The 11,592-nt window shown below is 41.4% G+C and carries 9 protein-coding genes; 8 read left to right on the top strand and 1 reads right to left on the bottom strand.

Annotation, left to right across the window (positions count from 1 at the left end; all coding sequences use genetic code 11):
* A partial coding sequence (locus NJ959_RS18155) for a protein kinase domain-containing protein (RefSeq protein WP_373693676.1) occupies nucleotides 1-954 on the bottom strand: 954 nt, incomplete at its 3' end.
* 257 nt (nucleotides 955-1,211) lie between these two features.
* On the opposite strand from NJ959_RS18155, the gene NJ959_RS18150 reads away from it, so the two are divergent.
* The 8 genes from NJ959_RS18150 (at nucleotide 1,212) to NJ959_RS18115 (ending at nucleotide 11,536) form a co-directional block, all read left to right on the top strand.
* A complete protein-coding gene (locus NJ959_RS18150) occupies nucleotides 1,212-2,813 on the top strand; it encodes an iron uptake porin (protein WP_254013149.1) in 1,602 nt (533 codons plus the stop codon).
* Between the two features lie 235 nt (nucleotides 2,814-3,048).
* Complete coding sequence (locus NJ959_RS18145; RefSeq protein ID WP_254013148.1) at nucleotides 3,049-3,660, top strand: hypothetical protein; 612 nt, start codon at nucleotides 3,049-3,051, stop codon at nucleotides 3,658-3,660.
* Between the two features lie 533 nt (nucleotides 3,661-4,193).
* Nucleotides 4,194-4,430: a hypothetical protein gene (locus tag NJ959_RS18140; RefSeq protein WP_254013147.1), complete on the top strand. Its 237-nt coding sequence runs from the start codon at nucleotides 4,194-4,196 to the stop codon at nucleotides 4,428-4,430.
* A gap of 188 nt (nucleotides 4,431-4,618) precedes the next feature.
* Nucleotides 4,619-7,132: a GTPase gene (locus NJ959_RS18135; RefSeq protein WP_254013146.1), complete on the top strand. Its 2,514-nt coding sequence runs from the start codon at nucleotides 4,619-4,621 to the stop codon at nucleotides 7,130-7,132.
* A gap of 268 nt (nucleotides 7,133-7,400) precedes the next feature.
* Nucleotides 7,401-9,035 (top strand): GTPase, encoded by a 1,635-nt coding sequence (locus tag NJ959_RS18130; protein WP_254013145.1) that lies wholly within the window; start codon nucleotides 7,401-7,403, stop codon nucleotides 9,033-9,035.
* A 782-nt stretch (nucleotides 9,036-9,817) separates the two neighbouring features.
* A complete protein-coding gene (locus NJ959_RS18125; RefSeq protein ID WP_254013144.1) occupies nucleotides 9,818-9,955 on the top strand; it encodes a hypothetical protein in 138 nt (45 codons plus the stop codon).
* 195 nt (nucleotides 9,956-10,150) lie between these two features.
* Nucleotides 10,151-10,798, top strand: coding sequence for a class I SAM-dependent methyltransferase (locus NJ959_RS18120; RefSeq protein WP_254013143.1), 648 nt, complete (start codon nucleotides 10,151-10,153; stop codon nucleotides 10,796-10,798).
* Between the two features lie 21 nt (nucleotides 10,799-10,819).
* The gene (locus NJ959_RS18115; protein WP_254013142.1) at nucleotides 10,820-11,536 is read left to right on the top strand and encodes a precorrin-2 C(20)-methyltransferase; all 717 of its coding nucleotides are present in this window, start codon (nucleotides 10,820-10,822) and stop codon (nucleotides 11,534-11,536) included.
* Nucleotides 11,537-11,592: the final 56 nt, after the last annotated feature.

Here is an 11,592-nt window from a genome sequence, read left to right as displayed (position 1 = left end):
TAGGGTAACAGAAGGCTGAGGAGGAGGAGATGCTAGGGTAACAGAAGGCTGAGGAGGAGGAGATGGTGGTGGCTGCAAATCATGTAAAACCTCATCCACCGATTGATACCGCTGCTCCACATCTTCTACCAACAACTTATCCAAAACCCGCCCCAAATCATCACTCACCGGATTCGGCAAATGTTGTCGCCAATTCCCCAGCCAACTATACCCATATTTAATCCATAAACTATAAGGATGCTTCTGACTCAATAGATGAAAACAAGTCACGCCCAAACTAAACAAATCGCTAGCGGGATATGCCTCACCTCCCTCCATTTGTTCCAAAGCTGCATAACCTTGGGAACCAATTGTTGTCCCCATAGTTGTCGTCATTATGGTTCCCGACAATTGCTTCGATACCCCAAAATCAATCAATACCAATTCACCCTTACTGCCACGAATAATATTATCAGGCTTAACATCTCGGTGAATTATCTTACGAGAGTGAATAAACTGTAAAACAGGTAACAGACTCAATAACAATTTCCGAATCTCTCTGTCCCCCCAAACCCCCTCCTTTACCAAAACCTTTAATAAATCGTCCCCATCAATAAACTGCTGCACCAAATACATATACCCCTCTTCCTCAAAATAAGCATAAAGAGTAGGAATCTGAGGATGACTACCCAAATCTTGCAACTGCTGCGCCTCCTGATGAAACAACTGCACCGCCTTATTTACCGCCCAACTACCTTGAACATTCGGCGCAAATTGTTTCACCACACAGGGTTCATTCATTTTATCAATATCTTCCCCCACATAAGTCTTACCAAATCCCCCGCGACCAAGTGGCTTAATAATGCGATAATGACTCCGCAGCAACGGAATTATTTTCACCCCACAAGACTGACAAAATTTCATACCATCCGGATTCTGAGGCTTGGGACAACTGGGATTAATGCAGCAGACCATATTACGATAGGATGAGAGGGGCTTTTTATATTTTGCCTTATTCTCAGGGAATTTATGCCTGATATCGAAAATCTGCTGTAGGGGTGAAGGATTGATTTATCCTGACATCGAAAATCTGCTCCCCTTACATCAGGATGTCAGGTTCGTAGTAAGCACTTTAGTGCTTATAAATATAGCAGATTTAGGCACTGAAGTGCCTACTACAAACAAGTATGAGATAATTAAGGTCGCCTCATTACCAGTAATTGCCTTCGTATATGGAAATTCGTCACATAAGGAAAAATTTACGGCGATTTAGCCCCGTAATGGCTCCGCCCGGTTTCGGCATCGCACTTCTGCTATTCTGTAATGGGGCGATTGCCGCAGAAGACCCAAAATCAAGTATCCTAGAGCAAGTTGAGGGCTATAACGATAGTAGTTTAGAGCAATTGACTAGTGTATCCCAACTTCGGGATGTACAACCTGGTGACTGGGCTTATGAGGCTTTGCGATCGCTAGTGGAAAGATATGGTGCAATTATAGGATATCGCGATGCCTACGGCGAGCGAAGCTATCGCACTTTTCGCGGCAATCGTCGGATGACTCGTTATGAGTTTGCAGCGGCGTTACTTCACATTCTTGATGGGATTCAGTTACAGGTGGCGCGAGGGGAAAAAGCACCGCCACCACCTGAATTGAAGGTTTTGGAAAAGTTAACTGAAGATTTTGTTTTAGAATTATCTTTAGTACGAGGTGATGTGGATGCCATTACTGCTCGCACTAGGGAATTGGAATTAACTCAATTTTCTACTACTACTACATTAGAGGGAGAAGCAATTATTGGCGTGGCGGGGATTGTTACCGGAGATGATAATATTGGTGACACTACTATTTTAGGTCATCGTACCCGTTTAACTTTAGAAACCAGCTTCACGGGTAAAGATTTATTAGAAACCCAACTTCAAGCCGAAGGGTTGGGTTTGCTGGAAAGTCGCACCCAGACTCCAGAAGGAGAATTAGCCTTTACTGGCGATAGCGATAGTGACTTAAACATTGATAAGCTTCTCTATAGTTTCCCCCTCAACAATCGTACCAAAATTAATATTGCCGCTCATGGAGTAGAGGCGGATGAATTAGTAAATACCCTAAATCCTTACCTGGATGGAGATGGTGCCAGTGGTGCTATTTCTCGTTTTGCCACTCGTCAGCCTATTTACAATTTAGTTAGTGGTGCGGGTGTGGGCGTAACTCACACTTTGAATGATAAATTAGAAGTTAGTGTTGCTTATTTAGCGGGTGATGCGAGCAATCCTAACTCTGGTGCAGGTTTATTTAACGGTGCTTACGGAGGATTAGCCCAAGTCGTATATCAACCTAGCGATCGCACTACTCTTAGTTTAACTTACGTTAATGCCTACAATCGAGACTTGGAAACAGGCAGTAGTAATGCAAACCTATTTGAAAAGTTAGGCTTACCAGTCGCCACTAATTCCCTAGGGATAGCCACTTCCGTACAAATTAATCCCCAGATTACAATTGGCGGTTGGGCGGGATATACAGGAGCTAAAGTTATTGATGAAGGAGATGCAAGTATTTGGAATTGGGCGCTAACCCTATCATTTCCAGATTTAGGCAAAAAGGGAAATTTGGCAGGAGTAATTATTGGAATGGAGCCAAAAGTTATTCAAAGTGACGATAGTTTGGAAAATCTGGGAATTGAGGATTCAAGCACCTCACTCCATCTCGAAGCCTTCTACCAATATCAATTAACTGATAAGATAGCGATTACACCAGGAATTATCTGGCTGACTGCACCTAATCATAATAGTAGTAATGGTGACGTGGTAATTGGCACAGTGCGGACTACTTTTAGATTTTAGGATGAGTATTTACGCAAAGCCTACATTTGTAGGGTGCGTTATGCGAAAGCTAACGCACCACCCAAACTATGAGCCTCCATCTGTAGGGTGCGTTATGCGAAAGCTAGCGCACCATCCAAACTATGAATAGCGTCGCTGCGTAAGTCGTGATAATCTATAAAAATAAATTACTATTTACACCTTTTTATCAGCGACGATTAGCAATTAGCCCTTAAATTACCAATAATTTACTGATATGCCCATCTTAGATCCCAATCGCAGTTACATATTTAGTGAAATCAGCAAACTGAAAGCTCCCACCGATGAAGTTTTAGGAGAATATGGCTATTCACTGGAGCGTACCCTAGTAGATTTACCTCAATATGAAGGTGAATTAGATAGATTAGTAGAAAAGCGATCGCAAATTGAAGAAATCTTACCCTACCTCGATTTAACTAACAAGCAATCCCGTCGCGAGATGTTGATTGCACCGCTCATGGCAGATTTAATCCACTATACACGAGCGCAGTTGCGGATTGAGTATCCACTCAAAGTTAGCGATAGACTGCAAGGGGAATTAGATTATTTACTCAAAACCAAGATCAACCTATTAGTAATAGAAGCAAAACATGAAGACTTAACCAATGGTTTCACGCAAATGGCTGTTCAACTTATTGCACTTGATAAATGGGAAAAATCAACATCATTGGAGGCACAACCACAACTAATTGGGGCTGTTTCAACTGGTACAATTTGGCAATTTGGCATTCTACATCGTCAAGATAAATTAGTTATCCAAGAATTAACTCTATATCGCGTACCAACAGATTTAGAACCCTTGATGAGGATTCTTGTTGCCGCGTTGTAAGCAGGGCTGTTTCATTCTCCCACAGCAACAGGTTAAAACCTGTTGCTACACAGGCTAAACCGCCCTTCGGCGGTTCAACTTATTTGTTAATAAGCTAATGCAAAACTTGCTAACCTGCGAAGGCAGGTTTTGTCTGTGTAGCGACAGATTTCAATCTGTCGTAAAATTTGAGAATGAAACAGCCCTGGCGTTGTGAGGGCGAGTGGGTTTTTTGGAGTGGGGAGTAGAGTATTATTTATTGCCAAACAAATAGGGAATAAAATTAGCCATTAGCTATCCGAGTTCTTTACCTTTAAAGTATTATAAGATAAGATAGACAAACTATAAAACCCAGTCAATACTGGAATAACTTAGATGAAACGCCTTCATATTCTCCTCATCGTTGGTATCCTTATCTCTTCCTTCGTGCCTTAGTGTCTTAGTGGTTAATTAAATAATTAATCTTCCACGGCAAACCTCCAAAACTAATACGTTGGATGATAAAATGAATAGGGAATGCTCGATCGCATAGTAAAGCAGATATGGGAGACACTATGGCAGTAAGGGAACGCCGCTACAGCAAAGAAGAATTTGTCAGACGTGGTAAAGAAATCTACGAATCCCAAGTGCGATCGCAAGTTGAAGCGGGCAATCGTGGTAGGATTGTGGCGATCGACATTGAGACTGGTGCTTTTGAAGTGGCTAAAGATAGCCTCACCGCCTCAGACATATTACTCGCTCGCTATCCTGATGCTCAAATCTGGTTTGTTGGGTTTATTGGAAGGATATAAGTTGGAAATTGAAGCAATAGACGGTGGTTGCGTGAAAATCACAGCTTTGTTTTCCAACCCGATTGGCTAATTTTACTACTGCCAGCATTCCGGTTAAGGATGGTTAAACTAAGAAGTCTATAGGAGAACAATTTATGCTTTGCTAAATAATGGTTCCCCTATCATCCCGCATTTGCCAGATAGTAAAAATGCCCAACGCTACCACTACCTCTGACACACAACTCGACTACACCTTCCTCCTCATCGCACATATCGTTTGTGCGGAGCAACAGATTCATTGCAAAACCTCCCAAGCATTGCAGGAAATCGCCACTCAAACCGAAGTGGGAGACTACACCATCGCTGAGATGGAGAAAATTCTCACCCAAGACGAAAATAGACTTTCCCTGGAGGATGTCGCCAGTCGAGTGCCGATAGAAGAGCAAAATGAAGCGATGCAGCAAATTTTAGCCCTCGCTCATGCTGATGGCTTCTTTTCGCCCTTAGAAAGAGAAATGGTTGAGACGGTAGCACAGATTTGGCATTGGCGGATTGGAGACATTCAGCAAAAAATTGCCGAAACCGCACGTTTGAGTGTAAATTCCGCAATTAACGATGAGGGCGATAAAGCTAAACTTTCCCTGCCAGCTCTGTTACTGAGAGGGGCTGAATCGCTTTTATCACGGGCATTGGTAAGTAAGTTGGCTGAGTTATCGCCCCAACCTGTCGGGGCACAAATTGCCAAACTGCAACGGGAAATTTTATTATCGGGACCGGAGTACGAAAATGCTATTCTTCAATGTAGCGCGATCGCACTTGAAGATTATAAACTAGCCGAAGTCGCTCTGCAAGAGACTAGCGCAACACTGGCTAATTTGGAAAAAACCATCCAAAGTACCTTGACAGACATCCAGAATAAAACCAGTAGTAGGGCGCAGACGACTACTGAGAAAGAAGTTATCAAACAACTGGAAACAACCAAGCAAGCACTTAGCCAAGAAATCGGCAAAGAAATTGAGATTGTTCGGAATTCTCTCCAAGCCAAACAACGCGCTCTCAATCATTTTAGTATTGCTTTTATCGGTAAAACTAAAGTCGGAAAAAGTACCCTCCACGCTATTATTACAGGAAGTGGTTGGGATGCAATTGGGACAGGTGGACAACGGACAACTCGGTATAATAGAGTGTATGAGTGGAAAAATATTCGGATTATCGATACTCCAGGAATCGGCGCACCGGGAGGCAAAACCGATGAGGAAATTGTCCAAGGTGTTATTGAAGAATCCGATATTATTTGTTATCTCGTTACTAACGATAGTATCCAAGAAACCGAGTTTGAATTTTTGCAGCGGTTAAAAGCACAAGCAAAACCCCTGATTATTTTACTTAATATCAAACATAACCTGAGAGATCATCGCAGGTTAGAGAATTTCTTAAGAGAGCCGAGCAAACTATTTGCCATGGAGGGAAATAGTGGTATTGGCGGACATATTGAACGTATTCGTCGTTATGCTAAAGAGCATTATGCTAACGATTATTTTGATATTATTCCCGTGATGATCCTCTCCGGGCTGATGGCAAGGGAACCCGAACATATTGCTAATCAAGATAAACTCTTTAAGGCAAGTCGCATAGAGGATTTTCTTGACTCGATCCGCGAGTCTTTGGTTAAGCATGGTAGAATTAGGCGATCGCAAACCTTACTCGGTTCAACTGTTGGTGCTATCGAACATCCTCAAAAATGGGCGACTCAACATCTAAAAGTATACCAACAATTAATCGATACCCTCAAAAATCAGCGACAGAATCTCTATTCTAAAATTCAAGTTGCTGGGAAAGATCGTTGGGAATCTCTACAACAACAAATTTTATCAATTTTTCAAGATCTTCTCAATGCTTTACCTTACTTTGCTGAAGATAATTGGAACTTCACCGAAGAGAGTTTGAAGCGAAATTGGCAGAGAAAACTCCAAAGTATGCAATTTGAACAACGTATCCATAATGCCTATACCCAAACAGTACAAAAATTCGATCTTGATGTGAGAGAGGCACTAGAAGAAGTTGGGAATGAATTAAATATTATCTCTAAACTAAGCGGATTAAGCTTTAGTTTAACAGGAGATGATGCCAATTTTTACAGCCGAGATTTTCAGGAAATTGCAGCAACTTTATTGAAACAATCTCAAACAGTAGTGACAACTTTCTCCCCGCCTGTAAATAAGACGATTATGATGGGCGCATTTCTGATCAACAGTATTATTAGTATTGCCAAAACCCGTGAAGAAAAACGTCGTTTTGCCGTACAAAGAGTCTCCAAATTATTAGTCCCTCAAATCCAAAAAAGCCAGGAAATGATCCTGCATAAAGCTAAAGTAAGTTTTGGTGACTATTATCGGAATGCTGCGGTGAGTAGTAATAACTACTTTGAGATTCTAATTGAAGGATTAGAAGCCCTGGCTCCCCAGTTTGTCACTCCCAAAAAGAAGTTAGAGACAACGGCACATAGTCTGAATCTATTTTATAGCAAGCGAATTGTGGATTGGTGTTTGGGTAAATATGAACCGTTAACGGAATCGGTAATTAATAAAACGATTACTAAAATTAAACGGGATTTTGGCTCTTCGATTGATATTGAAACTAAGTTTGAAGTACAATCGAAAATGTCTCTATCTGAGATTAATCGCATTCTTCAAGAAGATGTTTCTATTCATCGAATTCAATAAGAGGAAGGATGAAGTATGAAGTATGAAGGATGAAGTATGAAGTATGAAATATTAAGGATGAAGGATGAAGGATGAAGTATGAAATATTAAGGATGAAGTAAAGAATAGTTTCACTCCCCATTCCCCATTCAGGGCGAAGCATTTGGATAGTCAAATTCTGGTTAAACAACAAAAGTTATCGCCCAAATGCTAACGCCCCTACCGCAAATTGTCCCCACTCCCCACTCCAAAAAACCCACTCCAAAAAACCCACTCCCCACTCCCTATTATGATGCCAGATAACCCAAAATTTGAAGCCGCTGCTGTCGGGAAAAGATTTACAAATAATTGTATAAAACTTGATAAATTACTGGCTCAAAATAATAGTAAGAAACTATTATCGATTCGACAAAGAATGCGCAATGAATTACGATTGTATCACGATAGCGGACTTTTGTCAGTCGCTTTTATCGGACAGTATAGTGCGGGAAAATCTACAATAATTTCTGCTCTTACTGGGCGGCGAGATATTGCCATTGATTCTGATTTGACTACTGATAAAACGACTGATTATGATTGGAATGGAATTAAATTAATTGATACACCGGGACTTTTTACGGAGCGGCAGGATCATGATGATATTACCTATAATGCGATCGCAAAATCTGATTTACTGGTTTTCTGTCTGACTTCTATGCTGTTTGACTCCATTACAGTAGCAAATTTTAAGCAGTTAGCCTATGAAAAGGGCTATCGCTGGAAGATGATGTTAGTCATCAATAAAATGTCTGATGAAGCGGGAGATGATGAGCAAAAAATTATTAATTATCGTCATAGTCTGGCTGAGGCTCTTCATCCTTATAGTTTAGATGAATTCCCGATTTGTTTTATTGATGGCAAAGACTACTATGAAGGAATAGATACAAAGGATGACTTTCTGATTGAAGTCAGCCGTTTTGCCACTTTTATCGAAAAAATCAATATCTTTGTCAAATACCGAGGCTATCTCACCCGTTTCGATACACCAATCCGCATTGCATTAGGCTGTCTTGATGAAGCCCAGTTGAGTATCAGAAGTAACTCGCACCAAGATTCGGCGTTTTGGGAAATCCTGACTCGTTTATCTCGCACAGTAACCAAAGAGCGCGATCGCTTCCGTACTAAAATTCAGGGTATAATCCTGAAAATGTCCTCAGCTATTGCTAAAGAAGGGATAATCTTGGCTACCTCAGTGGGAAGCGATACAGATTTCGAGCAACTTAATCAACATGCTCACTTTAATATTGAGAAGTATTATCAGGAAGCGGGAGAAAAAATAGTAGCCGCTGTTAGCCAATCTGTCGCTTCAATAAAACAACAGATTGAACAACTCGTGCAAAGTAACTTAGTCCAAATCTTTATCGCTTCCCAATATAATATTAAATCAGCCCAAAATGTCGGGGCGAATCTGGATAGTCAGCGAATTCAAGCTCAAATTAATTGGCTTAACGAGATTGGGAAGACAGCCGGAGTTAATCTAACAAGTTTAGGAAGAGAAAAAATACCAGAAAGTCAGCACTCTCCCCAAATGGTGGGTAAATTTTTAGACTTCCAGTTAAAACCTTGGCGGCTAGTGACTCTGCCCAAAACAATTAGCTATCATCTATATGAAGATTCCACCATGAATCTTAGTGAGATTACCAGCCAGTTTAATGGTATCGCCAAACACCTAGAATATCAGATCAAGCTCCAACTGCGGGAATTTGAAGGACAAATATACAACGAGATTGAGCAGAAAATTGCTGAGGCACGTCAGGAGGAAGAAAATGCGATTGTAGCTTCCAATACATGGCTCAAACAATTGGCTTTTCTCCGTAAAGACTTTAATCTGATCCTACGCTATATTACCACCACAACAGACATAGCAGTCGCTTTCGTCGGTTAAGACACTCTGAATTGCTGGAATTGATTCTATTCTCTTCTTCCCCTAGCCCCTAGCAAGAAAGCCTCTAGCCCCTAGCTATAAATCCGTCGGTTTGTAGGTTTCGGTAAATTTAGGTAAAGTTTCGGTGAAGTATTGTGACAGTTTCGTTGAAGAAAAATAGAAAATATCGAAAATATCTTCATGAAAAATTTATTGACATAAGTGCCATTCGTTTATAAGATATCAAAAGTATTCCAACTGAGGGGTTTTCAACAAACCTTGTTTGTTCCCTAAACCTTGCCATTAAAAGGGAAAGGGGCTACTTATATCAAATAAAAGAGTTTTTATGGTGTCGCGTCTTATAAGTAGCAACCTGAGTTAGTAGTAGATGATCCTAGTCACGCGAAAGACTCTGATTGATACCAAATCCGGCTTGAATACCCCTTTTATCTTTTAGTCTGCGGAGGCAGACTTCGTTTGTGTAGTAGCGGTTTCAACCGCCGCATCATCAAAGGGGCGAATAACCCGGATTTAGGATGAGGATTATAACTGAGGGCTATGACTGGGTAAATCCCAAGTAGGGAAAAAACCAAAACTAATAGCATTCACTTTGCAAAGTGAATGAGTCAGGGGCTGGCGATAGAAATTAATCATAGATAAGATAGTGCAGGGAGAGCTTTATGATGATGGTAGTATTGACATATTCAATCAGCGCCTACCTTTTCTCAGGCTGGGTTTGCTATAAGTCTTTTGTGTCATATCTAACCCGTAACTTTAAACCTATAGAATCGGAACAAACTAAAATGCAATTAATTAACCTTTGGGTTATCATTTTCTGGCCGATTTGGGTTGGTTTGGAAATTAAGGGAGTAAATAAAACCCCTACTGTAAAACACAGTCAGGAGCAAAAGCAATTATACCCAATTATCGATGAAACATAAAGGCTAAAGCCTCTTGGCGCTGGAAGAATAACTATTTGATAAACCACTAAGACACAAAGAAATAGATTATCTTCTACCGCAGAGGGAGAAAGTATTGGCTATCCGCTCCCACAGTACTTAAACCCAACTCAGGAGCTTAACATTTTGTAATTATTCCGTAAACTGAGATTAGATCCTTAATCTCAGTTTACGATAATGCTGCTGCGACCCGAACAACGGACTAAACTAGACGATACTGACGACACCCTCTTTTACGCCATCCCCCGCTTCGTCACCCATGTCGATGAAGGGTTTATCCAACAACTAACTCAACTATATCGCGATCGCCTCCAGCCCAATAGTCGTATTCTAGATCTGATGAGCAGTCATATTTCCCACTTACCAGAAGAGATAGAATTTGCTCATGTGGAAGGACACGGGATGAATCCAGAGGAATTAGCCCGCAATCGGAGATTCCATCGTTACTTTACACAAGATCTGAATAAAAATCCCAAATTACCCCTACCAGATGAAGACTTTGATGCTGTCCTCATCTGCGTTTCCGTGCAATACTTACAATATCCCGATGCCATATTTTCCGAAATTCACCGCATCCTCAAACCCGGTGGTATCGCCATTATCAGCTTTTCCAACCGCATGTTTTACCAAAAAGCGATCGCAGCTTGGCGAGATGGCACAGAAACCAGTCGGGTGGCACTCGTCAAAGGTTACTTTAAATCTGTCAGCGGATTCACTCCCGCAGAAGTAATTACTCATCTTTCCTCTATTCCCAGTTTTCTCCAGATACTAGGAATTAGTACTGGAGATCCATTTTATGCTATCATTTCCAACCGCAGCACTTAGTAGTTTCATCTCTAACCTCTTATGGCCACACTTTATGGTATCGGTGTCGGACCTGGAGATCCAGAATCCCTCACCCTCAAAGGGCTGCGTATCCTCAAACAATCCCCTGTAGTAGCCTTCCCCGCTGGGATTGGTGGCAAACATGGGTTTGCGCAAGAGATTGTGGCACAATGGCTAAGGGAAGAGCAGGTGCAACTACCATTAACCTTTCCTTATGTTCAGGATACTGATATCCTGATGGCAGCTTGGCTCAAAGCCGCCCAACAGGTTTGGTATTATCTGAAATTAGGACAAGATGTAGCCTTTGTTTGCGAAGGAGATGTTAGTTTTTACAGCACCTTTAACTATTTGGCGCAAACCCTGCAACAATTACAGCCAAATGCCGTAGTAGAAACGATTCCAGGAGTCTCTTCGCCAATGGCAGCAGCAGCAGCCCTTGGATTACCATTAACTATCCGTGGGGATCGCCTTGTTGTCCTTCCTGCTCTTTATAATATGGAAGAATTGGAAACAATTATAAAGTGGGCAGATGTCATAGTCTTAATGAAAGTAAGTTCAGTTTACGAACAAGTATGGCAGGTGCTGCATCGCCATCAGCTTTTGGATAATGCGTGGGTGGTGGAAAGAGTCACACTACCCAATCAAGCGATTTATCGAGAATTACGCGATCGCCCCACCCTAAACTTATCCTATTTTTCCCTCATGATTATAAAAATTCCCGATTTGTTCAAAGCTTAGAAGTTACAGGTTAGAGGCAAAAGCCTTTTCCTCCTCCTCCCCCATTCCCCATTCCC

The sequence above is a fragment of the Limnofasciculus baicalensis BBK-W-15 genome, assembly GCF_024178385.1.
Taxonomy (GTDB): Bacteria; Cyanobacteriota; Cyanobacteriia; order Cyanobacteriales; family Coleofasciculaceae; genus Limnofasciculus; species Limnofasciculus baicalensis.
The sequence above is the reverse complement of the archived record's forward strand: the minus strand, read 5'-3'. Positions and strand labels throughout refer to the sequence as shown.

What these genes read in the sequence shown, in the direction of transcription:
- NJ959_RS18145 (WP_254013148.1), top strand. Translation starts at nt 3,049, where the DNA reads ATGCCCATCTTAGATCCCAATCGCAGTTACATATTTAGTGAAATCAGC.
- NJ959_RS18140 (WP_254013147.1), top strand. Translation starts at nt 4,194, where the DNA reads ATGGCAGTAAGGGAACGCCGCTACAGCAAAGAAGAATTTGTCAGACGT.
- NJ959_RS18135 (WP_254013146.1), top strand. Translation starts at nt 4,619, where the DNA reads ATGCCCAACGCTACCACTACCTCTGACACACAACTCGACTACACCTTC.
- NJ959_RS18125 (WP_254013144.1), top strand. Translation starts at nt 9,818, where the DNA reads ATGCAATTAATTAACCTTTGGGTTATCATTTTCTGGCCGATTTGGGTT.
- NJ959_RS18150 (WP_254013149.1), top strand. Translation starts at nt 1,212, where the DNA reads ATGGAAATTCGTCACATAAGGAAAAATTTACGGCGATTTAGCCCCGTA.
- NJ959_RS18115 (WP_254013142.1), top strand. Translation starts at nt 10,820, where the DNA reads ATGGCCACACTTTATGGTATCGGTGTCGGACCTGGAGATCCAGAATCC.
- NJ959_RS18130 (WP_254013145.1), top strand. Translation starts at nt 7,401, where the DNA reads ATGATGCCAGATAACCCAAAATTTGAAGCCGCTGCTGTCGGGAAAAGA.
- NJ959_RS18120 (WP_254013143.1), top strand. Translation starts at nt 10,151, where the DNA reads ATGCTGCTGCGACCCGAACAACGGACTAAACTAGACGATACTGACGAC.